Source organism: Actinomadura madurae (assembly GCF_047130825.1).
GTDB classification, from domain to species: domain Bacteria; phylum Actinomycetota; class Actinomycetes; order Streptosporangiales; family Streptosporangiaceae; genus Spirillospora; species Spirillospora madurae.
In genome coordinates this window covers 9,201,433-9,224,038 of record NZ_CP083237.1, presented here as the reverse complement: position 1 = coordinate 9,224,038, position 22,606 = coordinate 9,201,433, and the positions used below count along the sequence as shown (strand labels likewise).

22 protein-coding genes are annotated in these 22,606 nt (G+C 72.7%); 14 read left to right on the top strand and 8 right to left on the bottom strand.

Going from position 1 to position 22,606, the window contains the following annotated elements; all coding sequences use genetic code 11:
- The first annotated feature begins 176 nt into the window (after positions 1 to 176).
- The 8 genes from K8Z49_RS43200 (at position 177) to K8Z49_RS43165 (ending at position 10,869) form a co-directional block, all read left to right on the top strand.
- A complete protein-coding gene (locus K8Z49_RS43200; protein WP_083597154.1) occupies positions 177 to 1,373 on the top strand; it encodes a hypothetical protein in 1,197 nt (398 codons plus the stop codon).
- A complete protein-coding gene (locus K8Z49_RS43195; protein WP_075019651.1) occupies positions 1,370 to 3,745 on the top strand; it encodes a serine/threonine-protein kinase in 2,376 nt (791 codons plus the stop codon). Before K8Z49_RS43200 ends, K8Z49_RS43195 begins: the two co-directional genes overlap by 4 nt.
- Positions 3,742 to 5,007, top strand: coding sequence for a protein phosphatase 2C domain-containing protein (locus K8Z49_RS43190; RefSeq protein ID WP_412516869.1), 1,266 nt, complete (start codon positions 3,742 to 3,744; stop codon positions 5,005 to 5,007). Before K8Z49_RS43195 ends, K8Z49_RS43190 begins: the two co-directional genes overlap by 4 nt.
- Positions 5,004 to 6,335: a vWA domain-containing protein gene (locus tag K8Z49_RS43185; RefSeq protein ID WP_021600287.1), complete on the top strand. Its 1,332-nt coding sequence runs from the start codon at positions 5,004 to 5,006 to the stop codon at positions 6,333 to 6,335. Before K8Z49_RS43190 ends, K8Z49_RS43185 begins: the two co-directional genes overlap by 4 nt.
- A gap of 2 nt (positions 6,336 to 6,337) precedes the next feature.
- A complete protein-coding gene (locus K8Z49_RS43180) occupies positions 6,338 to 7,129 on the top strand; it encodes an FHA domain-containing protein (RefSeq protein WP_412516868.1) in 792 nt (263 codons plus the stop codon).
- Positions 7,126 to 8,640, top strand: coding sequence for a hypothetical protein (locus K8Z49_RS43175; protein WP_412516867.1), 1,515 nt, complete (start codon positions 7,126 to 7,128; stop codon positions 8,638 to 8,640). The genes K8Z49_RS43180 and K8Z49_RS43175 overlap by 4 nt, the downstream gene beginning before the upstream one ends.
- On the top strand, positions 8,628 to 9,482 hold the full coding sequence (locus tag K8Z49_RS43170) for a transporter substrate-binding domain-containing protein (RefSeq protein ID WP_412516866.1): 855 nt from the start codon (positions 8,628 to 8,630) through the stop codon (positions 9,480 to 9,482). The genes K8Z49_RS43175 and K8Z49_RS43170 overlap by 13 nt, the downstream gene beginning before the upstream one ends.
- Before the next feature lie 190 nt (positions 9,483 to 9,672).
- The gene (locus K8Z49_RS43165; RefSeq protein ID WP_021594754.1) at positions 9,673 to 10,869 is read left to right on the top strand and encodes a hypothetical protein; all 1,197 of its coding nucleotides are present in this window, start codon (positions 9,673 to 9,675) and stop codon (positions 10,867 to 10,869) included.
- Here the strand turns inward: K8Z49_RS43165 and K8Z49_RS43160 are convergent.
- A complete protein-coding gene (locus tag K8Z49_RS43160) occupies positions 10,830 to 11,387 on the bottom strand; it encodes a hypothetical protein (protein ID WP_244938932.1) in 558 nt (185 codons plus the stop codon). The two genes, K8Z49_RS43165 and K8Z49_RS43160, sit on opposite strands and share 40 nt — an antisense overlap.
- 199 nt (positions 11,388 to 11,586) lie before the next feature.
- Between K8Z49_RS43160 and K8Z49_RS43155 the strand changes: the two genes are divergently transcribed.
- Positions 11,587 to 12,105 (top strand): PH domain-containing protein, encoded by a 519-nt coding sequence (locus tag K8Z49_RS43155; RefSeq protein ID WP_021594756.1) that lies wholly within the window; start codon positions 11,587 to 11,589, stop codon positions 12,103 to 12,105.
- 1 nt (position 12,106) lies between these two features.
- On the opposite strand, the gene K8Z49_RS43150 is transcribed toward K8Z49_RS43155, so the two are convergent.
- From K8Z49_RS43150 to K8Z49_RS43125, 6 genes are read right to left on the bottom strand one after another with little or no spacing between them, the layout of a single operon-like run.
- Positions 12,107 to 13,558: an NAD(P)/FAD-dependent oxidoreductase gene (locus tag K8Z49_RS43150; RefSeq protein WP_021594757.1), complete on the bottom strand. Its 1,452-nt coding sequence runs from the start codon at positions 13,556 to 13,558 to the stop codon at positions 12,107 to 12,109.
- Positions 13,559 to 13,572: 14 nt separating this feature from the next.
- Positions 13,573 to 14,394: an ABC transporter permease gene (locus K8Z49_RS43145; protein ID WP_412516865.1), complete on the bottom strand. Its 822-nt coding sequence runs from the start codon at positions 14,392 to 14,394 to the stop codon at positions 13,573 to 13,575.
- Positions 14,391 to 15,254, bottom strand: a complete 864-nt coding sequence (locus tag K8Z49_RS43140; RefSeq protein ID WP_021594759.1) for an ABC transporter permease — start codon at positions 15,252 to 15,254, stop codon at positions 14,391 to 14,393. Before K8Z49_RS43140 ends, K8Z49_RS43145 begins: the two co-directional genes overlap by 4 nt.
- A complete protein-coding gene (locus K8Z49_RS43135) occupies positions 15,254 to 16,498 on the bottom strand; it encodes a polyamine ABC transporter substrate-binding protein (protein ID WP_021594760.1) in 1,245 nt (414 codons plus the stop codon). The genes K8Z49_RS43140 and K8Z49_RS43135 overlap by 1 nt, the downstream gene beginning before the upstream one ends.
- Positions 16,495 to 17,646, bottom strand: a complete 1,152-nt coding sequence (locus K8Z49_RS43130; protein ID WP_075019642.1) for an ABC transporter ATP-binding protein — start codon at positions 17,644 to 17,646, stop codon at positions 16,495 to 16,497. Before K8Z49_RS43130 ends, K8Z49_RS43135 begins: the two co-directional genes overlap by 4 nt.
- A gap of 37 nt (positions 17,647 to 17,683) precedes the next feature.
- Positions 17,684 to 19,117, bottom strand: coding sequence for a gamma-aminobutyraldehyde dehydrogenase (locus K8Z49_RS43125; protein WP_412516864.1), 1,434 nt, complete (start codon positions 19,115 to 19,117; stop codon positions 17,684 to 17,686).
- A gap of 164 nt (positions 19,118 to 19,281) precedes the next feature.
- On the opposite strand from K8Z49_RS43125, the gene K8Z49_RS43120 reads away from it, so the two are divergent.
- The 3 genes from K8Z49_RS43120 (at position 19,282) to K8Z49_RS43110 (ending at position 20,562) form a co-directional block, all read left to right on the top strand.
- The gene (locus K8Z49_RS43120) at positions 19,282 to 19,743 is read left to right on the top strand and encodes an Lrp/AsnC family transcriptional regulator (RefSeq protein ID WP_021594763.1); all 462 of its coding nucleotides are present in this window, start codon (positions 19,282 to 19,284) and stop codon (positions 19,741 to 19,743) included.
- A 95-nt stretch (positions 19,744 to 19,838) separates the two neighbouring features.
- Positions 19,839 to 20,105, top strand: coding sequence for a DUF1778 domain-containing protein (locus K8Z49_RS43115; RefSeq protein ID WP_021594764.1), 267 nt, complete (start codon positions 19,839 to 19,841; stop codon positions 20,103 to 20,105).
- Positions 20,106 to 20,109: 4 nt separating this feature from the next.
- A complete protein-coding gene (locus tag K8Z49_RS43110) occupies positions 20,110 to 20,562 on the top strand; it encodes an NUDIX hydrolase (RefSeq protein ID WP_412516863.1) in 453 nt (150 codons plus the stop codon).
- Here the strand turns inward: K8Z49_RS43110 and K8Z49_RS43105 are convergent.
- On the bottom strand, positions 20,557 to 20,970 hold the full coding sequence (locus K8Z49_RS43105; RefSeq protein WP_021594766.1) for an HIT family protein: 414 nt from the start codon (positions 20,968 to 20,970) through the stop codon (positions 20,557 to 20,559). The genes K8Z49_RS43110 and K8Z49_RS43105 overlap by 6 nt on opposite strands.
- 118 nt (positions 20,971 to 21,088) lie before the next feature.
- Between K8Z49_RS43105 and K8Z49_RS43100 the strand changes: the two genes are divergently transcribed.
- Both K8Z49_RS43100 and K8Z49_RS43095 read left to right on the top strand, forming a co-directional pair.
- Positions 21,089 to 21,757, top strand: a complete 669-nt coding sequence (locus tag K8Z49_RS43100) for an ATP-binding cassette domain-containing protein (RefSeq protein WP_021594767.1) — start codon at positions 21,089 to 21,091, stop codon at positions 21,755 to 21,757.
- Positions 21,754 to 22,443, top strand: coding sequence for a hypothetical protein (locus K8Z49_RS43095; RefSeq protein WP_021594768.1), 690 nt, complete (start codon positions 21,754 to 21,756; stop codon positions 22,441 to 22,443). The genes K8Z49_RS43100 and K8Z49_RS43095 overlap by 4 nt, the downstream gene beginning before the upstream one ends.
- Positions 22,444 to 22,606: the final 163 nt, after the last annotated feature.

Sequence of the window (22,606 nt, the reverse complement as noted above, 5' to 3'; positions counted from 1 at the left end):
GGCCGGGGCACATGATCGGCTTCACGCTTGAGAAGGCGGCCTCACATGGGGAAAACTGAGGCACCGAAACGTGCTCTATTCGGGGGAATCAGGGGCGAACATGGGCCAAGCGTGGACCGGCGTTGAGTGACGCGCGCGTGAACCGGCCCCCGTTGAGCCGGGACGAGGCGGACAGAATGCTCGCGCGCCTCCAGGACGAGAAGGAGCGCATCGGCGCCGCCCTGCTCGAACTGGAGGCCCATCACGGCTACCAGCTGCTGGAGGGCGCGAACCTCACCGGGCGGACGCTGAGCGTGCAGTCCGACGTGCGTTCCCGCATGGCGTCCCTGTGGTTGCTGTTCGACCTGTACGGGCGCGTCCTCACCGAGGCCGGTGAACTGCGGGCCCGCCATGCCAAGCCGGGCCAGGCGCAGCTCGCGGAGCTGACCCGGCTCCTGGACGGGCCGTCGGTGGAGCTGCCCGCCCAGGAGGTGCCGCTGGAGCGGCGGACGCTGCTGTCCGCCCCGTCCGGCGAGCGCCTCACGCTCCGCGCGGCGGTCGACCGGATGACGCCGCTCTACGAGGAGATCGCCCAGGCGGTCGCCGAGATCGACGGCGTCTGGTCGGCGCTGCTGTCCCGGCTGGCCGAGGTGGAGGCCGAGCGGCGCGCGGTCGAGGAGCTGCTGCGGTCCCTCGGCGGGGTGGACCCCGACTTCGAGAGGCTTCGCGGCGAGCTGGAGTCCGCGGCCGCCGTCGTGCGCGGCGACCCGGTGGCGCTGGAGCGGGACGGCCGCGCCGACACCGCACGGCTCGACGAGATCCGCACCGGCCTCGCCGAGGTGCGTCGCGGCCTGGAGGAGGCGCGGCGGCTGCGCGACGGGTTCGCCGACCGGATCCGCGGCGTCACCGCCGTCCTGGACCGGCTGCGCGAGGCGGAGGCGGAGGCGCGGGCCGCCCACGACGAGGTGCTCGTCAAGATCGCGGCCCCGGCGCCGCCCGAGCCGCCCGGCTCCAGCGCCGCCCTCGCCGACCGGCTCGCCGCCGTCGCGCGGCCCCGGGACGGCGCGGCGGCGCGCGGCGCGGGCTGGAACGACGTCGCCGAACGGCTCGCCGACCTGGAACACTCGGCGGACACGGCGCTGGCGCGGGCGCGCGAGGCCACCGCCCTCATCCGGGGACTGCTGGACCGGCGCGAGGAGCTGCGCGGCCGGCTTCAGGCCTACCGGGTGAAGGCCGCACGGCTCGGCCACGCCGAGGACCCCGACCTTGCCAGGATCTACGAGCAGGCCCGCGAGCTGCTGTGGACCTCCCCCTGCGACCTGCGGAAGGCGACCGTGGCGCTGACCGGCTACCAGCAGGCCATCACCTCGCGGGCGAAGGGAGTGGATCGATGAGCCAGTGCGCGCAGCCGGGCTGCGGCGGGACGATCGCGGACGGGTACTGCGACGTCTGCGGAAATCCCCCCGCGAGCGCCGCGCCGGGCCCGGCGCCGGCCGCCGCGCCGAGCGTCCCGGCGCCGCGCCCGCCCGCGGAAGGGCCGGAGAAGTGCCGCCAGGCCGGCTGCACCGGCACGATCATGGACGGCTACTGCGACGTGTGCGGCTCGCCGCCCGCGCACACCACCCGCGTCCCGACCACGTCCTCGCCGGGGACGTCCGGCACCGCGGGGAGCACGGGGAGCACGGCGACCGGCAGCACCCGGACGGGCAGCACCCGCACCGGGTCGGCGCGCTCGTCCGGACGCCGCGGGATGCTCGGCGCCGGGCTCGTCGAGGTGCCGCGCGTGCCCTACCGGGACCCGTCCAGCGCCGTGCTGAGCAACCCGGAGGTCGCCGAGGCCAAGCGGTACTGCAGCGGCTGCGGCGAGCCCGTCGGCCGGAGCCGCGGCGACCGGCCGGGGCGGACGGAGGGCTTCTGCCCCAAGTGCGGCGCCCGCTTCTCCTTCACCCCGAAGCTCGCCCCCGGCGACCTAGTCGGCGGGCAGTACGGCGTGCTGGGCTGCCTCGCCCACGGCGGCCTCGGCTGGATCTACCTCGCCAAGGACAGGAACGTCAGCGACCGCTGGGTGGTGCTGAAGGGCCTGCTCGACAGCGGCGACGCGGACGCGATGGCCGCCGCGGCGGCCGAGCGCGCCTACCTGGCCGAGGTCGAGCACCCCAACATCGTCAAGATCTACAACTTCGTCCAGCACGACGGCGACGGCTACATCGTCATGGAGTACGTCGGCGGGCAGTCCCTCAAGGACATCCTGCTCCAGCAGCCGCTGCCGCCGGGCGAGAAGCACCTGCCGCTCGCACAGGCCATCGCCTACGGGCTGGAGGTCCTGCGGGCGTTCGAGTACCTGCACGCGCAGGGCCTCGTCTACTGCGACTTCAAGCCGGACAACGTCATCCAGTCCGAGGAGCAGCTCCGGCTGATCGACCTCGGCGGCGTCCGCCGGCTGGACGACCCGGACGGCGCGATCTACGGCACGGTCGGCTACCAGGCGCCCGAGATCGCCGACGACGGGCCGTCGATCTCGTCCGACCTGTACACGGTCGGCCGCGCCCTGTCCGTGCTGAGCTTCCCGTTCAAGGGCTACACGAGGACGTACGTCGACGCGCTCCCGCCGCGCTCGGAGGTCCCCGTCCTGCAGCGGTTCGAGTCCTACGACCGGCTGCTGCGCCGCGCGACGCACAAGGACCCGCGGGCGCGCTTCCAGGACGCGGCCGAGATGGCCGAGCAGCTCACCGGCGTGCTGCGCGAGGTCCTGGCGGCCGAGGACGGCACGCCGCGCCCCGCCCCGTCCGGGCTGTTCGGCGCGGAGCGGTTCACCTCGTCGATGGCGGGCGAGGCGCAGGAGGGGCCCGCGCTGCCGCCCGTCCCGCCGGAGGTGGCCGCGGCGGCGCTGCCGGTCCCGCTGGTGGACGGCGCCGACCCCGCCGCCGCGTTCGTGTCCGGTCTCGGCGCGCTGGAGCCCGCGCAGGCGGCCGAGGCGGCGGCGAACGCGCCGGAGCGGACGCCGGAGGTCAGGCTGACGCTCGCCCGCGTCAAGATCGAGCTGGGCGCGGCGGCCGAGGCGGACGCGCTGCTCGACGAGCTGGCCACCGAGCGTCCCGCGGACTGGCGGATCGGCTGGTACCGCGCGGTCGGGCTGCTCGCGCAGGGCCGGGTGGACGAGGCCGCGCCGCTGTTCGACCGGCTGTACGGGCTGCTGCCCGGCGAGCCCGCGCCGAAGCTCGCCCTCGCCTACTGCCGCGAGCGGTCCGCTCCCGACGAGGCCGTCCGCCTGTACGAGACCGTGTGGCGCACCGACCAGAGCTACATCAACGCGGCGTTCGGCCTGGCCCGCGTGCACCTGGCGGCGGGTGACCGGCGCGCGGCCGTCGCCGCCCTCGACTCGGTGCCGCGGATCTCGATCCGCTACGTGCCCGCGCAGGTGGCCGCGGTCGCGACCACCGTCCGCGGCCGTCCGCCCGCGGAGCTGTCGGCGGCCGAGCTGGTCGCCGCGGGCGACCGGCTCACCGCCCTGGACCTGGACGGCGAGCGCCGCGACCGGCTCGCCGCCGAGGTGCTGGAGGCGGCGCTCGGCTGGCTCCTGGGCGGCCCCGGCGCCGCGCCGGGCACGCACGGCGGCGCCCTGTTCGGCTCCCCGCTCACCGAGATCCCGCTGCGCCGGCTCCTGGAGCGGACCTACCGGGAGCTCGCGCGCCGCACCCGCGACCGGGACGAGTGCCGGCGGCTCGTCGACTCCGCCAACGCCGTACGCCCGAGGACGCTGCTGTGACCGACGACCGACCCGGACCCGACGCGGCCGGCACCGACCACGCGAAGGCCGCGGAGCTGACCTGCCCCGCCTGCGGCGAGACCGTGTACCCCGACGAGATCTTCTGCGAGGAGTGCGGGCACCGGCTGGCCGACGCCGCGCCCGCGCCGCCCGCCGGGACGGGACGCGACGGCGCGACGATCAGGCAGGAGTCGGCGCCGTCCGCGGGCCGGCCGGCCGCGGGGCCGTGCCCCGGCTGCGGCGGGACGGCGATCGACGCGGACGGCTACTGCGAGGCGTGCGGGCTCCGCCAGCCCACCGAACGCGACCACGTCGAGATCGAGCTGCCCGCGCTCGGCGCCGGGAACGGCTCCCGCCCGGTCGTCGCGGCGGGCGCGAGCGACCGGGGCCGCCGCTACTCCCGCAACGAGGACGCGCTGGCCATCGCCGCCCACTCCGCCGGGATCGCGGCCGTCGTGTCCGACGGCGTCGGGTCGTCGCAGCGTCCCGACGAGGCCTCCCGCGCCGCCGCCGACACCGGCGCCGCCGAGCTGGTGGCGCGGCTGGACGCCGGCGAGGACCCAGAGGACGCCACCCGGCACGCCGCGCTGCGCGCCGCCGCGGCCGTCGCGGCGCTCTCCACGTCGCCGTCCGACGCGCCGTCGTGCACGTACGTGTCCGCGGTGACGCGCGGCCCGGCGGTGACCGTCGGCTGGGTCGGCGACAGCCGCGCGTACTGGCTGTCCGCGGACGGCGCCGCCGAGGACGGGCCCGGCCCGGCGCCGGGCGAGGCGGACGCGGCCGAGGTCAGCACCGGCGACATGGCCGAGCTCGGGCCGTCCCGGCGGCTCACCGAGGACGACTCGTGGGCCGCGTTCATGATCGCCGAGGGCTCGCTCTCCGAGGCCGAGGCGGAGGCCCACCCGAACGCGCACGTCATCACGGCGTGGCTCGGCGCCGACGCCGGGCAGGTCACCCCGCACGTCGCGACGTTCCGCCCGGCCGGCCCCGGGACGCTGCTGGTCTGCAGCGACGGCCTGTGGAACTACTTCCCGGCGGCCGGCGACCTGGCGGCGCTGCTGGGCGGCGGCGCCGGCGAGGCCGGGGCCTCGGCGCACGACCCGGCGGCGGACCCCCTCGGCGCCGCGCGGACCCTCGTCCGGCACGCGCTGGACGCCGGCGGCCGCGACAACATCACGGTCGCGGTGATCCCGCTGCCCTCCCCGGGCACCGCCGACGGCCGCATCCACGAGAGCACACCGCAGAGCACGGAGCCACGATGAGCGAGCAGCCGCAGTTCACCATCTCGATCGACCAGAACAAGTTCCTGCCCGAGGGCGGCCGCGAGGTGCACGCCATCGTGTCCGTCGAGGCGACCGCCGCGGAGGGCGCGCCCGTCCCGTCCTCGACGCGGGCGTCCGAGGTCATCATCATCGACACCTCGGGCTCGATGTCCTACCCGGAGACCAAGCTGCGCGCCGCGGTGGCGGCGGCGCAGGTCGCGATCGACACGCTGCGCGACGGCGTGGAGTTCGCCGTCGTCTCCGGCTCCAACACCGCCACCATGGTGTACCCGCGGCAGCCCGGGCTGGTGCCGGCGAACCCGCAGACCCGGGACGAGGCCAAGCACGCCCTGGCCAGGCTGAGGGCGGCCGGCGGCACCGCGATCGGGTCGTGGCTGCGGCTCGCCGACGAGCTCTTCGGCGACCGGGGCGGCATCCGGCACGCGATCCTGCTGACCGACGGCAAGAACCAGCACGAGACGCCGGAGGAGCTCGACGCGGTCCTGTTCCGCTGCGGGGGCCGGTTCGTGTGCGACTGCCGCGGCGTCGGCACCGACTGGGAGGTCGCCGAGCTGCGCAAGGTCGCCTCGGCGCTGCTCGGCAGCGTCGACATCGTCGCCGACCCCGCCGGGCTGGTCGCCGACTTCCGGGCGATGACGGAGGCGGCGATGGGCAAGTCCGTCGCCGACGTCGCGCTGCGGGTGTGGACGCCGCAGACGGCGCGGCTGCGGTTCGTCAAGCAGGTCCTGCCGTCGGTGGAGGACCTGACCGGCAAGCGCGTCGACTCTGCGCCGCAGGCGGGCGACTACCCGCTCGGCGCGTGGGGCGCCGAGTCCCGCGACTACCACATCTGCGTGAGCGTCCCGCCCGGCGAGGTCGGCAAGGAGCTGCGCGCCGCGTGGGTGAAGCTCGTCGTGCCGGGCGCGCCGGGCGAGGAGGCGCGGGTCCTCGCGTCCGCCAACGTCCTCGCCCAGTGGACCGACGACGAGGCGGAGTCCACCCGGATCAACGCGCGGGTGGCGCACTACACCGGGCAGGCCGAGCTGGCGTCGGCGATCCAGGAGGGCCTGCAGGCCCGCAAGGACGGCGACCTCGACACGGCTACCGCGCGGCTCGGCCGGGCCGTGGTGCTCGCCGACGAGGCGGGCAACGACGCGATCACCGCCATGCTGCGCAAGGTGGTGGACGTCGTCGACCCGGCGACCGGCACCGTCCGGCTGAAGCGCAACGTCGACAAGGCCGACGAGATGGAGCTGGACACCCGCTCCAGCAAGACGATCCGGACGCGCAAGGACGAGACCGTGACCACCAGGAGGGGCGAGGGCTGAGCATGGCGAGCTGTCCCAACGGACACACGTCGCAGTCGCCGGACTACTGCGACATCTGCGGCGAGCGCATCGGCGCCGCCTCCTCCGGCCCGTCCTCCGGCGGCCCGTCCTCCGGCGAGGCACCGGGCGCGCAGTCCTCGCCCGGCGCGAGGCCGTGCCCCGACTGCGGGACGCCCGGCACCGACCGGTTCTGCGAGGCGTGCGGCTACGATTTCGCGACCGGCGGCGGCAAGCCGACGCCCGCGCCTCCGGTGCCCGCCCCGCCGGTGCCGGCGCCCCCGGTTCCGGCGCCCCCGGTGCCCGCTCCTCCGGTGCCCGCTCCTCCGGTCCCCGCGCCGCCCGTGCCGGCGCCCCCGGTCCCGGCGCCGCCCGTGCCGGGAGCGGTGTGGACGGCGGTCGTGACGGCGGACCGCGACTACTACAACGCGATCATGGCGGAGGAGGGCCCCGACTCGGCGTCCCTGGCGTTCCCGCCCTACGCGCCCGAGCGGCGGATCCCGCTGACCGGGCGGCAGGTCCGGATCGGGCGGCGCAGCTCCTCGCAGCCGACCCCGCCGGAGATCGACCTGCGGGAGCCGCCCGAGGACCCCGGCGTGTCCCACGTCCACGCGGTCCTGCTGGCGCGGCCGGACGGCGCCTGGACGCTGGTCGACCCCGGATCCACGAACCGGACCTGCGTGAACGGGTCCACCGACCCCATCCCCTTCAACGTGGAGATCCCGCTCTCCGAGGGCGACCGGATCCACGTGGGCGCCTGGACCACCATCACGCTCACCCGAGGCGAGGCGACATGACGGCCGTTCAGCAGGCTCCGCAGGCGGGCGGACCCGCCCCCGGCGCGCAGGCGCCGCCGCCCGCCCGGCGCGGCCCGGCGGCCCGGCTCCAGCCGCGACCCGAGGTGCCGCCGGCCGGTGTCGCGCGGCTGCTGCCGCGGACGGTCGCGGCCCGCGTCAGGACGCTGACGGCGCTCTCCCTCGTCCTGCTGATGGTGCTGCTCGGCGTGGCCTGGGCGGCGGTCTCCAACGCCCGCGAGGGCGTGCGGGTCATCGGGCACGACGCCGGCCCGCAGGTCGTCGCCACCGGCGACCTGTACTTCCAGCTCACCGACATGGACGCGCAGCTCGCGAACGCGCTGCTGATCGGCGACGCGGCGGGCGGCGGGCGCGACCAGGCGCTGGCCCGCTACGACGAGAACCGGCGCAAGGCCGGCGACGCGCTGCTGAAGGCCGCCAAGCTCGCCGACGAGACGACCGAGAACAACACGGCCCGCGACCTCCTGGACGCCCTCGCCCGCTACGAGCGCCTCGCCGGGCAGGCGCTCCTGCTCGACCGGCAGACCCCGCACGCGTCCGGGCCGCCGTCCCAGCGGGTCATCGACCTGTACCGGCAGGCCACCGACCTGATGAAGCTGGACCTGCTGCCGAAGGCGTACAACCTGACGCTGGACAACGGCACCCTCGTCCGGCACACCTACGAGGACAAGCGGTCGGCTGTCCTCATGGGGCGTACGGGGATCCTCGTCACGGGCCTGGTCCTGCTGGCCGTGCTGGCCGGGTTCCAGCTGTTCCTCGCGCGGCGTTTCCGCCGGCTGCTGAACCTGCCGCTCGCGGTCGCGACGCTCGGCACGCTCGTCCTGGTCGGCGCGGGCACGCTGATGCTCTCCGGCCAGGCCGACCATCTGCGCCAGGCCAAGGAGGAGGGCTTCGACTCCATCCTGGCGCTCTCGCGGACGCGCGCCATCAGCAACAGCGCCAACGCGGACGAGACCCGGTTCCTGCTCGACCCGGGACGCGCCGACGCGTACGAGCAGGTCTACCTGAGCAAGTCGCAGACCGTCCTGTACCTGAAGGCCGGGAACCTGACCCAGTACAACGCCGCCGTGCAGAAGGACCTGTCGTTCGAGCCCGGTCGCGCGCCGTTCCTCGGCTTCCTCGGCACCGAGGCCAACCGGCCGGTGCAGTCGGCCGAGCAGAGGGCGCAGCTCGCGACGATGATGAACAAGGTGCTCGGCGACTACCAGAAGGTGCAGGCGAACGACCGCCGGATGCGGGACCTCGTCCACGGCGACCAGCGCGACCAGGCCGTGGCCGCGCGCACGGCGGCCGCCGCGGACTTCGCCCAGTACGACCGGTCCCTGCAGGGCCTCATCGGCATCCACCAGAAGGCGTTCGACGAGGCCGTCAGGGACGGTGACGGCGGGACGAGCGGCTGGTACGTGGTCCTTCCGGTCGCCGGCGTCGTCATCGCCGTGCTCGTGCTCGCCGGGGTGCGCCCCCGGCTGGCGGAGTACCGGTGGTCGGCGTGAGGGCGCGGCGCCTGGCGGCGGCCCTCCTCGCCGCGGCGGCGGTCCTCGCCGCGGGGACGGCGTGCGGGATCGCCGACGCCGGGGAGAGCACGGTCGCCGGCAAGGACTCGCTGGTCATCGGCGTCAACGGCGACCAGCCGGGGCTCGGCGAGCGGCAGGGCGACGGCTCCTTCGCCGGCTTCGACGTCGACGTCGCGAAGGAGATCGCCCGGCGGCTCGGCGTGCCCGCCGCGAACGTGACGTTCCGGCGGGTCACGTCGGCGACGCGCGAGAAGGTGATCCAGGACGGCGACGTCGACCTGGTGGTGGCCAGCTACTCCGTCACGCCCGAACGCAAGGTGGACGTGTCGTTCGCCGGCCCGTACTACGTCGCCCACCAGGACATCCTCGTCCGCAAGTCCGACGCCGGAGAGATCCGCGGCATCCACGACCTGAAGGGGCGGCGGCTCTGCCGGGTGGCGGGGTCGGTGTCGTTCCCGCGCGTCCACGACGAGCAGGGCGTCGCCGCGCTGCCGGTCGACGCGGACGGGTACGCCGGCTGCCTCTCGGAGCTGACGGGCGGGCGGCTGGACGCGGTCTCCACCGACGACCTCATCCTCGCCGGCCTCGCGGCGAAGGCGGCCGGCAACGGCCGCGAGATCACGGTGGTCAACGCGCCGTTCACCGACGAGCCGTACGGCGTCGGCATACGCAAGGACGACGTGGACGGCTGCGAGGCGGTCAACAAGGCCATCACCGGGATGTACCAGGACGGCACCGCGCCGCGGCTGCTGAACAAATGGTTCCGGGCCTCCGGGCTGAAGCCGACCACGACGGTCCCGCAATTCGAGGGATGCGTCTGACCGGGGACCCTCCCGAGAATTCGTCACCCACCGCAGGGAATGGATTACGGAATGGCACCGGAAGGGCAGGTGAGACCGGCCGGTCACTGAGATCAGTCGGTTACGTAAGTTACGGTCGGCGCGCGTGATCGTAAGTTATGGTCGCGATCAAAACCCGATCCGGCAACCACCGTCACCCCCGAGGAGTTCCATGACGACGGTCATCCTGGTGGTGATGTGCGTCGTGGTAGGGGCGCTCGAACTGTACGCGGGCAAGCAGAGCCGGGACCAGGCGAACGCCTTCCGCCGCCGGATCGACGAGCTGAACGACCAGGTCACGAAACAGAACAACGTGCTCGTCACCGTCGGCGAGCAGCTCACCGCGGAACTGTCGCGCGTCAAGCAGGACGTCCTGCCCGCGCTCGACAACCGGCTCCGGCAGAACACCGGGCAGGTGGAGGAGCTGGCGGGCCTCGTCCACCAGGCGGACGACTACCTGCGCACGCAGGCGAACCGGCTGCACGAGCTGGAGCAGCAGCGGATCACGCTGGCCGCGCTGCGCCGCAAGCTCGGCGAGGTCGAGACGTCGGTGCGGGCCGTCACCCGGACGGGCGGCGAGGCCGTCGAGGGCAAGGTCGACGCCGCCCTCGGCCGGCTCGCCGACCTGGAGCGCGGCGGCGAGGAGATCCTGGAGCTGCAGCGCGCCCTCACCCGCACCCTGGAGGACGTCGAGGACGTCGTCGCCGAGCTGCTCCAGTTCACCGAGGGCGAGCTCGACGACACCGTCACCGCGGCGCTCACCGGCCGCCCCCGCGCCCACGGCGACGCCGTCACCGCCACGGGCCGGCTGTGGACCCGCGACGACCAGCTGGAGGACATCCTCTGCGAGATGTACGAGCGGTGCGTGCGCGCGAGCCGGCTGAACGTCCGGTTCCGCACCGCCGAGGGCTCGGACGGCCCGGACCCCGGGTCCCCGGAGCGCCGCCGCTACTTCCTCGGCGGGCACGCCAGCGAGGACCTGGCGGGCGTGTTCAGCGCGCTGCTCATCTCGGCGGGCGCCGACCTGCCGTCCAACGGCCTGGCGAACGGCGGGGGCAGGCGGGGCCTCGCGCGGGTGGAGCCGGGCGTCCCGTCAGGGGTCGACCCGGTGCGCCCGCCGGAGGACGAGGCGGCGCTCCAGGCCCTGCTGCGGACGCTGTCGGAGTGCACGGGCGCCGTCGCGCAGATCGGCCCCCTCATGGCCGTCCGGACGCGGGACGAGCTGCTGTGCGCGGTGCTGACGGCCGGGCAGTCGCTGGAGCTGGAGAGCGACGAGGTGTTCTGGGACCCGGCCGCCGCGACCGTCCGGCTGCGCCGGCTGCCGTCCCATCAGCTGTGGGACCTGACCGGCTGGGCGACGGCCCCGTAAGCACGCACGGTCCGCTCCCCCGGCCCGCCGATGCGCACGTACAGGGGGCAGCTCAGGGCGCGCGTCGCCGGATCGACCTCGGCGCACAGCCCGATCCCGGCGGCGCGGTCGAGGAACACCGCGTTCTCCACCGCCCGCGCCCCGCGGATCGCGTACGGGACGGAGTCGGCGTCGCCGGTCTCGAAGAGCTCCTCGAACGTCAGCCGGCGCGCGAACCGCATCAGCACCTCGGCGTCCACGACGCGGCTGCCGATCGCGGCGGCCGGGCCCGCGACGACGATGCCGAAGCTCGGGTTCTCCCGGCCGCGGACGTAGATCTCCCGGTCGGGTTCCAGGCCCTTGCGGCGGCCGGTGATCTGGACGCCGAACCCCGCCTCGCCGTTGAGGTAGGCGGGCGGGCCGAACCCGGGCGGCGCCGTCCCGTTCCGGACGCGCACGGCCCCCGCGGGCATCTCCCAGCCGGGCAGGTACACCCCGAGACCGCGCAGCAGCAGGCGCCAGATGGGACGTCCGGTCACATCGGGCGCGAACTCCCCGCGCGGTCCCCTGGCCCCCCGCGAACCTTCGGCGTCGCCGTCCATAACGTCCATCATCGGTGTCCGGATCTTGCTCTTACAAGGCCCCGCACGGGCACCAGAGCCCTTACCGCGCCGCCCCTGCATCGCCCGGGCCGGGTCGGCTACGGTTGGAGCAACCGGATCATGACGAGGACCCGCCGTGAATCTGCAGGACATGATGGTGCACCGCGACACCGCGTCGCGGACCGTCGACAAGTATCTGATGTCCTACGAGGGACGTGTCATCGCCGTGCGCCGGCACCCCGCCGTCCTGCTGCTGCCCGTCTCCGTCGTCGTCGCCGGTCTCGTCGCGTGCGCCGCGATCAGCGCGGTCGGCGGGCTGATCTGGGTCTGGTGGCTGTGGCTGATCACCCTGTGCTACCTGGTCTGGAAGGTGATCGCCTGGTCGGTGGAGTTCTTCCTGGTCACCGAGCACCGGGTGATGGTGATCAACGGGGTGCTCAACCGCAACGTCGCGATGATGCCGCTCGCCAAGGTCACCGACATCGCGCTGAACCGCTCCGTGATCGGCCAGCTGCTCGGCTACGGCGAGTTCGTGATGGAGTCCGCGGGCCAGAAGCAGGCGCTCCGCAACGTCGACCACATGCCGTACCCGGAGCAGCTGTACCTGGAGGTCTCGTCCGTCATCTTCGGCACGATCGACCAGTCCCCGGACTGACCTAGGAGTCGAAGCCGAGGCCCATGCGGTCGAGGGTGCGGAGCCAGAGGCCGCGGCGCCCGGCGTTGCGGTCCGCGCGGGCGATCTCGCGGCGGGTCAGCTCGATGACGCCGTAGCGGAGCGGCTCCGGCGGGAACGGGACGGGCCTGGACCGCACCATCCTCAGCCGCGTCCGCTCGGTCTCCTCGCCGGGGGCCAGGCCGACGCGCAGCAGGTCGAGCATGACGTCCGCCCCGAACCGGGTGGCTCCGACGCCGAGGCCGGTGTAGCCCGCCGCGTACGCGAGCCGGCCGTCGCAGGCCGTCCCGTAGAAGGCGCAGAAGCGGGTGCACGTGTCGATGACGCCGCCCCAGGCGTTGCTGAAGCGGATTCCTTCGAGCTGCGGGAACGTGGTGAAGAAGTTCCGGGCCAGGGTCGCGTAGGTCGCGGGGCGGCGTTCGAGGCCGGGACGCATCCCGTTGCCGAAGTGGTAGACGGCGTCGTAGCCGCCCCACAGGATCCGGTCGTCGGCGGTCAGCCTGTAGTAGTGGAACCGGTTGGCGCTGTCCCCCAGGCCCTGCCGGTGCCGCCAGCCGACGGCCTCGCGCTGGCCGGCGGTGAGCGGCTCGGTCACGAGGGCGTAGTCGTACACGGGGACGACGAAGCCGCGCAGGCGCCGCAGGACCGGCGGGTGGGCGCCGGTGCCGAGCGCGACGCGGCGGGCCGTCAGCGTCCCGCGCGCCGGACGGCCGTCCGCGGTGGCCGCGCAGGTCAGCGTCAGCCGCCGGGCGTCCGAGCGCAGCCGCGTGACGCGGGTGTGCTCGTACACGCGGACGCCGAGGGACCGGCACGCGTCCGCCAAGCCCCAGGCGAGTTTGGCGGGATGCACCATCGCGACGGCGTCGCGGTCCCACAGCCCGGCGAGGTACGTGGGCGAGTCGACCTCGGCGCGGACGGCCTCCGGGCCGAGCAGGATCGGCTCCCAGCCGTGCTCGTACGCCTTCTCCGCCGCCTCCTCCAGCGCGGGCACCTGCCACTCCTCCGTGGCGACGCTCATCTCCCCGGACGGCTCCCACTCGGCGTCGATGCCGTACCGGGTCAGCGTCCCCGCGATGGCGCGGAGGTTGTCCCAGCCGAGGCGTTCGAGCGTGTGCATGTCGTCCGGCCAGCGTCCGAGGCCGTTCTCCAGCCCGTGGGTGAGGCTGGCGGCGCAGAACCCCCCGTTGCGCCCGGACGCGGCGGCGCCGATCCGGCCTCCCTCCAGCACGACGACGTCGAGCGACGGGTCGCGCTCCTTGGCGAGCAGGGCCGTCCACAGCCCGCTGTACCCGCCGCCGACGACGGCGAGGTCGCACGCCTGCGCGCCGGTCAGCGCGGGACCCGCGTCCGGGCGGCCGGGGTCCTGGAGCCAGAACGGCTCCGGCGCGGCGTCGGCCAGCGACATCGTCACGTCCACGTTCGTCCCCCCGATCATGCCCCGCGTCCCCGTCAGCGGGACGCCCGGACGCTGCGCCGCGCCGACACGACCGCGATCACGACGCCGACCGCGAAGATGAGCGTCCCCATCACGTTGACCTGCGGCGGCGTGCCCGTCCTGGTGGAGCCGTAGATCCACAGCGGGAACGTGACGGTGGCGCCGCTGGTGAAGTTGGTGATGACGAAGTCGTCGATGGACAGCACGAACGCCAGCAGCGCCCCCGCGACCACCCCGGGCATGATCATCGGCAGCGTGACGAGGCGGAACCGCGTCCACGGCCCGGCGCCGAGGTCCTGCGCCGCCTCCTCCACGGCCGGGTCGAGGCCGACGACGCGCGCCCGGACCGTCACGGCCACGAACGCGATCGAGAACATCACGTGCGCGACGAGGATCGTCAGGTAGCCGCGCGGCAGGTTGAACGTGACGAACATCGACAGCAGCGACGCGCCCATCACGATCTCCGGGCAGGAGATCGCCATGAACAGCAGGAGGTTCGTCGAGCCCTTCCCGCGGAACCGGTACCGGCCGAGCGCGAGGCCCGCGAACGTCCCGATGACCGTGGTGATGAGCGTGCTGAGCAGCGCGATCGTCAGCGAGTTGACCACGGCGGTGGTGAGGTCGCTCTTGTCGAACAGCTGCGCGTACCACTTCAGCGTGAAGCCCTGCCACTGGAAGTTCTGCTTGCTGCGGGTGTCGTTGAACCCGAACAGGATCATGATCGCGATCGGCAGGATCAGCCAGGCGATCAGCACCAGCGTGTAGACGTGCAGGCCGGAGATCCGGCGCCGGTGCGGCGCCCGGCGCCGCTGCGGGGCCTTCGTGAGGACCGTCATCGCCTCGCCGCCTCCAGGACGTCCTGCGTGCCGAGCGTGCGCGCGTAGGCGAAGATGCCGGCGAGCAGGATCGCCATCAGCACGAACGACAGCGCGGACGCCGTCGGGTACGCGCTGTTGTTGAAGTACTCGGTCTGGATGATGTTGCCGATCATCGTGTTCTGCGGGCCGCCGAGCACCTCGGCGTTGACGTAGTCCGACGACACCGGCACGAACGTCATGATCACACCGGCGAAGACGCCGGGCAGCGACAGCGGCAGGATGACCCGCGCGAACGCCTGGAGGCGGCTCGCGTACAGGTCGTAGGCGGCCTCCACCACGCGCGGGTCGATGCGCTCCAGCGCCACGTAGATCGGCAGCACCATGAACGGCAGGAAGTTGTAGGTGAGCCCGGACACCACCGCGACGCCCGTGTCGAGGACGTGGAATCCCTCCGGCAGGACCCCGTGGTCGCGCAGCGGCCCGAGGATCGGCCCGTTGTCGGTGAGGACGAGCTTCCACGACACCGTCCGCAGGATGAACGAGACGAAGTACGGAAGCAGCAGCAGGAACAGGTACGTCGACTTGTGCCGCCCACCGCGGAACGCGATCCAGTACGCGGCCGGGTAGGCGATCGCGATGCACGCGACGGTCGCGAGCAGCCCGTACCAGAGCGACCGGACGAACTTGTCGCCGTAGGTGCTCAGGCCGTCGGTGTAGTTCTGCCAGTGGAACGTCTGCCGGAACCCGTCGATGAGGTTCCCCGTCTGCAGCGACAGGGACACCATCAGCACCATCGGGACGAGGAAGAACGCCGCCAGCCACAGCCCGCTCGGCAGGATCATCAGGTACGGCGCGAGCCGTCCCCGGCCCCGCGCCATCACGACCCCTTGGAGATGGGCTCGAAGATCTTCTGGTACTCGGTCTCCTCGGCCTGGGTGAGCCGCCGGTAGTGCCGCAGCCGGGCCAGGTCGGCCTCCGACGGGAAGACCAGCGGGCTCGTGCTCAGCCGGGTCAGGTCCTTCTTCTCGTCCCCGGTGGCCTCCGCCGCGTGCTGCGTGATGATCTGCTGGGTCGACGGGATCGGCGGCATGTAGTTGATGAACTCGGTGAGCGGGGCGTTGTTCTCCGGGACGTACAGCCAGTCCATGAGCGTCAGCGCGTCCACCGGGTTGTCGGCCGTCTTCGGGATGCACAGGTTGTCGGTCCAGATCGTGCCGCCCTCCTTGGGCACCACGAACTTCACGTCCGGGCTCGTCAGGCTGTAGACGTCACCGGACCACGCCATCGTCATCCACACGTCGCCCTTGCTGACGGCGTCGACGTAGTCCTGCGTGTAGTACTTGCGGACGATGCCCTGGTCGCGCTGGTCGCGGAGCTTCGCGGCGGCCTTCTCCCAGTCGGCCTTCGTCGACTTCTCCGGGTCGATGCCGAGCAGGAACATCCCGAAGTTCCCGAGCTCCTGCGAGTCGCCCATCATCCCGACCCGGCCCTTGTACTTGGCGTCGAACAGCTGCGCGATGCTGGTGATCTCCTCCTTGACGTACTTGGTGTTGTACGCGATGCCGGTGACGCCCGACTCGTAGGGGATCGTGAAGGCGTTGCCGGGGTCGTAGGACGGGTTCTTGTACGGCTCCCCCGCGTTCGCCTGGAAGTTCTTCAGCTTCGACAGGTCGAGCGGCGCCAGGTAGCCGAGCTGGCGGCACTGCTCCAGCTGGATGCCGTTCGTCATGACCATCAGGTCGAAGCCGATGGACTGGCCCGCCGCGAGCGGCGCCTGGATCTTGCCGAACCACGGGCCCATCTCCTGGATGACCTCCTTGTAGGTCACCTTGATGCCCGTCTCCTTCTCGAACGCCTTGATGGTCGCCTGGTCGTCCTGCATGTAGCCCGGCCAGTTCGCCCAGTTGAGCTTGCCGCTCTTCACCTTGCCCGCCCAGTACTTCTGGACGTCGCTCTGGCTGACCTTCTCCTTGCCGCCCTGCCCCTTGACGCCGCAGGCCGACAGGGCGAGGCCGGCGCCCGCCGCGCCCATCAGCCGCAGCACGTCGCGGCGGGCCGGGTGGGAACGCGCCAGGCGCGGCCGGGTGAGTCCGCGCAGGAATGCGGGGTCGATCTGGCTCACTGGGGGGCTCCTATGGCGTACGAGTGGCGCGGATCCCACGACAGCCAGACGCTGTCGCCGCGCACGGCGATGTCGTCGGCGGACGTGGCGTTCTGCAGGAAGACGACGACGTCGGCCCCGGCAGAGGTGGTCACGTTGTAGTTCGTCGACGTCCCGAGGTACACGACCTCGGTCACGGTCCCCCGGACCCCGCACAGGCCGTCGCCCGGCTTGTCCGGCCCTATGCCGATCTTCTCGGGGCGGACGGTCAGCTCCAGGCGCTCCCCGGCCGCGACGTCCAGGCCGTTCCGCACCGGGACCTCGATCCGGCCGTCCTGGCCGTGCGACAGCACGGCGGTGCCCTGCCCCGTCTCGGTGACCTCGCCCCCCAGCAGGTTGGACGTCCCGATGAACCCGGCCACGAACCGCGTCGCGGGATGCTCGTAGATCTCCCGCGGCGTCCCGAGCTGCTCGACCAGCCCGTCGTTCATGACGGCGATGCGGTCCGACATCGTCAGCGCCTCGCCCTGGTCGTGCGTCACGTACACGAACGTGACGCCGACCTCCCGCTGGATCCGCTTCAGCTCGACCTGCATCGCCTGGCGGAGCTTCAGGTCGAGGGCGCCGAGCGGCTCGTCCAGCAGCAGGGCCCGCGGCCGGTTCACCAGCGCGCGGGCCAGCGCGACCCGCTGCTGCTGGCCGCCGGACAACTCGGCGGGACGGCGCCGCTCCCGTCCCGCCAAGTCGACGATGTCCAGCATCTCCCCCACCCGGCGCGTGATGTCCGCCTTCGGGACGCCGCGCCGGCGGAGGCCGAACGCGACGTTCTCGAAGACGCTCATGTGCGGGAACAGCGCGTACGACTGGAAAACCATGTTCACGTCGCGCCGGTTGGGGGGCACGCCCGTGACGTCCTGCCCGTGCAGCCGGACCTCGCCCGCCGTCGGCTCCTCGAAGCCGGCGATGACGCGCATGGTCGTCGTCTTGCCGCAGCCGGACGGACCGAGCAGGGAGAAGAACTCCCCCTGCGCGATCGCCAGGTCGACACCGCGCACCGCCGCCACGGTCTCGCCATAGGCGTGGTACGCCTTCTCGACACCCGTGAGCTCGATGGCGGGAACGGCGCGACCCGGGTCGTCGCGCGCCGGGGCGGGTTTCGTCTCGGTCATGGGCGGGGCTTCCTTCACGGGCCTCGGTCGGCGGCGGTCAGCCGCCGATGTAGTGCATGACGTGCTTGACGCGGGTGTAGTCCTCGATTCCGTACATCGACATGTCCTTGCCGTAGCCGGAGTGCTTGAAGCCGCCGTGCGGCATCTCGGACACCAGCGGGATGTGGGTGTTGACCCAGACGGCGCCGAAGTCCAGCGCCTTGCTCATCCGCATGGCACGGCCGTGGTTCTGCGTCCACACGCTGGCGGCCAGGCCGTACTTGACGCCGTTGGCCCATTCGATGGCCTGCCGCTCGTCCGAGAAGCTCTGGACGGTGATGACGGGGCCGAACACCTCGTTCTGCACCATCTCGTCGTCCTGCCTGAGCCCGCCGACGACGGTCGGCGCGAAGAAGTAGCCGCTGTCGCCGACACGCTCGCCGCCGGTCAGGACCTTCGCGTGGCTGGGCGCCCGCTCGATGAAGCCCTGGACGCGCTCCAGCTGGTTCGCGCTGTTCACCGGCCCGTAGAAGGCGTCGGCGTCGCTGGGCGGCCCGACCACCGTCCCCTTGGCGGCCTCGGTGAGCGCCTCGGTGAAGGCGTCGTGCAGCCGGTCGGCGACCAGGACGCGCGTCGCCGCCGTGCAGTCCTGGCCCGCGTTGAAGTACCCGGCCTCGGCGATGCCCGTCGCCGCCGCCTCGACGTCGGCGTCGTCGAACACGACGACCGGCGCCTTGCCGCCCAGCTCCAGGTGGACGCGCTTGAGGTCCTTCGCCGCGGACGCCGCGACCTCCATGCCGGCCCGCACGCTCCCGGTGATCGACACCATCTGCGGCGTCGGGTGCTCCACCAGCGCGCGCCCGGTGTCGCGGTCCCCGCAGATCACGTTGAAGACGCCCTGGGGCAGGAACTCGGCGGCGATCTCCGCCAGCATCAGCGTGCTCGCCGGCGTCGTCTCCGACGGCTTCAGCACCACCGTGTTTCCCGTCGACAGGGCCGGCCCGATCTTCCAGACCGCCATCATCATCGGGTAGTTCCAGGGCGTCACCTGGGCGCAGACCCCGACCGGCTCCCGCCTGATCGAGGACGTGTGGTCCGCCATGTACTCGCCGGACGCCTTGCCCTCCAGGACACGGGACGCCCCGGCGAAGAACCGGAGGTTGTCCACCATGGGCGGCACCTCCTCGTCCAGGGTCATCTGGAGGGGCTTGCCGGTGTCCCGGCTCTCCGCCTTGACGAGCTCCTCCGCGCGCGCCTCCACCGCGTCCGCGAAGCGGAGCATCGCGAGGCTCCGCTCGCCCGGCGTGGCGTCGCGCCAGGCGGGGAACGCCTCGGCCGCCGCGCGGAACGCGGCGTCGACGTCCTCGGCGCCGGACACGGGCGCCTGCGCGTACGTCTCGCCGGTACTGGGATCGACCACCTCCAGGGTCCGCCCGTCCTTGGCGTCCACGTACTCGCCGCCGATAAAGTTGCGCAGCCGATCGCCGCTCATCCTCAGGTCCCTCCTGGGCACCGTCGCCCGTTGTGTCCTGTTGGCCCGACCCTTACAGAGGATTCAGCCCAACACAAGTGATTCCGTTGTTACGATCCAGTTTCACGACTAATTCACTTGACCCAGAGGCCTCACACCCTCGATGCCGCAGCTAGGAGACCCCGATGGCCCGCGCCGCCCACGTCCAGCTGGACGAGACCGCCAAGCAGATCATCGAACAGCTCCAGCAGGACGGCCGCCGCTCCTACGCCGCCATCGGCAAGGCCGTCGGCCTCTCCGAGGCGGCGGTCCGCCAGCGCGTCCAGAAGCTCCTCGACACCGGCGTCATGCAGATCGTCGGCGTCACCGACCCGCTCATGCTCGGCTTCTCCCGGCAGCTGATGATCGGCGTCAGGTGCGAGGGCGACCTGGAGAAGATCGCCGACGAGCTGGCCGACGTGCCGGAGATCGACTACGTCGTGATCACCGCCGGCTCGTTCGACATCCTCCTGGAGCTCGTCTGCGAGGACGACGAGCGCCTGCTGGAACTGCTCGGCCGCATCCGCGCCGTCCCCGGCGTCGTCTCGACCGAGAGCTTCGTCTACCTCAAACTGCGCAAACAGACCTACTCCTGGGGAACCCGCTGACTCCATCGGACACCCGGCGATTCTCGTCCTCAGTGGGGATGTCCTGGCTACACCCGGCGGCGTACGTTGAAAAGCCGCAAGGAAGGAGACCGGCCATGTCTGAGTCGGTTCGCCAGGACCTTCCCGCCGCCTGGGGCCACGACCACATCGCCCTTCCAGCGTCCGCCGACCAGCTCCTCGTGATCCGCAAGGCCGCCGAGCTGGCCGGATGGACGGTCAGCGACTACATCCTGTCCACCGTCCTCGACCGGGCGGAACGCGACCTCTACGCACACGCCGCGGCCCAGGAGGCCGCGGTGCCGCCCCCCGCTCCCCCGGATCCGGCCGCCCCCTTCGTCGCCCTGCTAGCGGCCCTCGGCTGACGCGATGCCCTTGGCCCGGGACGGCGACGGCAACCTGCTGCTGGCCTTCCTCCCGCCCGCGGCCCCGCCGGCGGACGCCCCGATGCCCGCCGCCCTCGCCGCGGTCCGGCACGGCCGCCACCTGCTGCTGGTCTTCAACCGGCACCGAGCCCACTGGGAACTCCCCGGCGGCCTGATCGACCCGGGCGAAACCCCCCACGAAGCGGCCGTCCGCGAACTGCACGAGGAGAGCGGCCTCCACCTGCCCACCCTCACCCTCGCCGGCTACGGCCGCTTCCACCTCGTCAGACCACCCCGCGACGAGTACGCCGCCTTGTACACGGCTTCGACGACGTCCCGCCACACCGCCTTCACCCCCAACGAGGAGATCAGCGCGATCCGCTGGTGGGGCACCGCCACCCCGCATCCCCCCGACGCCCAGATCCTCGACACGACCATGGCCCGCGCGGCCCTATGACCGGAGGACGCCGGCGAGCCGCTCGGCGTACTCGGCGGCCTCGGCATCGGACTCGTACTTCTGCCGCGGCCAGAAGAACCCCCTCAGCCCGTCCTTTCGGTTCCGCGGCACCACGTGCACATGCAGATGCGGGACGCTCTGGCTGACCCGGTTGTTCATGGCGACGAACGACCCCGCGGCCCCCAGCCCCTCCTCCATCGCCGCCGCGAGCCGCTGCGCGTACCCGAAGTACGTCCCCAGGAAATCCCCGGGCAGATCCGTGAGCGTCTCGTAGTGCGTCCGCGGGATCAGCAGCGTATGCCCCTTGAACAAAGGCCGCACATCAAGAAACGCGACGACCTCGCCCTCATCCAGAACAACATGCGCCCCCCGCTCCCCCGCCACAACCTCACAGAACAAACAACCCATCCCCCCATCCTCCACCCGGCCGGGGGGGTTAACGCCGGGCTTACGGGTGGGGGTCTAGCGTGCGGGTCTCATGCGGCTGGACAACGTCGCCTTTCGTTATCGCCGGAAGGATCCCTGGGTGTTCAGGGATGTCACCTTCTCCCTCCCCGGCGGCAGCGTGACCGAGGTGACCGGGCACAACGGCGCCGGGAAGTCCACGCTGCTCCGGGTGATCGCCGGGCTGCGGAGGCCGGGTGCGGGCGCGGTCAAGGAACGGCCCGCGCGGGTGGGGTACGCGCCGGAGCGGTTTCCGGTGGACCAGCCGTTCAGCGTCCGCGCATACCTGGGGCACATGGCCGCCATTCGGCGTGTCCCCGCCGATACGGTCGGCACGTGGGCGGAGCGACTTGCCTTCGGTCATCTCCTCGATGTGCGGCTGCCCGAGCTGTCGAAGGGCAGTGCCCAGAAGGTGGGGCTCGCGCAGGCCCTCATGGACGACCCCGAACTGCTGGTATTAGACGAGCCGTTCGCCGGCCTGGACGCCGCGACCCGTGATGCGCTGCCCACGTTGATCGCCGAGCTCGCCGCAGGCGGCACCACCGTAATCATCAGCGACCACCAGCGCTGCATCGAGACCATGCCGGGCGTCGACCGGCTGCGCGTGGCCGGCGGCACCGTCACCCGCCTTCCGTCGGGCGACGCCCCCGGTTGGGCCGTCCTCGAGGTCGAGGTGCCCGCGGACGAAGCCGACACCGTGGAGACCAAGCTGCGCGCGGACGGCTACCGGGTGCGGAGGCGCGAGGGGTGATCGCGCTCGTCCGGTTCCAGGTCGCGGGATACGTCCGATCGCTCCGTGTCCTCCAGCCGCTGATCCTCGTCCTGCTGGCCGTCGCGCTGATCCTCGTCCAGGGGCCCAGCGGTCCGGACGCCGCCGACCTCGCCGTCGGCACCTTGGGAGACGTGGCCGCCTTCATGTTCCCCGTGTGGGCGTGGGCGGCGCGCGCCCTCCTCGACACGCAGCCCGACGAGCAGCGCGCGCTGACGACCACCGCCGCCCGCTCCCCGTCGGCCCCCGTCTGGGCGGGCCTGTTCGCCGCATACACGGTGAACGCCTTCCTGGGTGCCGTCGCACTGGCGGTTCCCCTCCTTCAGGCACTCGGTGCAGGCTCACCCGGGCAGGCGATTCTGGCGGGTCTCGTGCTCAACCTCCTGGTGGCCATTCCGGGGACGCTCCTCGGCGCCTGGACGAGCCGAGCGCGCATCCCCCATCCGGGCATCTCCTTGCTCGTCCTCCTCGGCGGCGCCACGGCGCTGCTCCTCCTCGGCCTGGGACGGCTCGCCTGGCTCTCCGTCCCCATGATCGGGTGGATGCGCGCGGCCCACGACGGCCCGTCCGCCTTCACCTCCGCCTTCCCCGGCATCGCCCTCCACCTCCTCATCTGGTCCACCCTCGTAGGCGCCGCCTACCTGACAACCACCCACCGCTCCCCCTAACACCCCGCAACTCTCACCTCCGCGCACCCAACTGTCTCAACCAGCACCACCTCCGCCCGGCGCCCCCGGCTGCGCGGCACCGATGCGCGCCGCGACGGCGGCCCGCGCCTCGATCCAGGCAAAACCCGGCCAGCCGCCTGCGCACCAACCGGCGGTGGGCCAG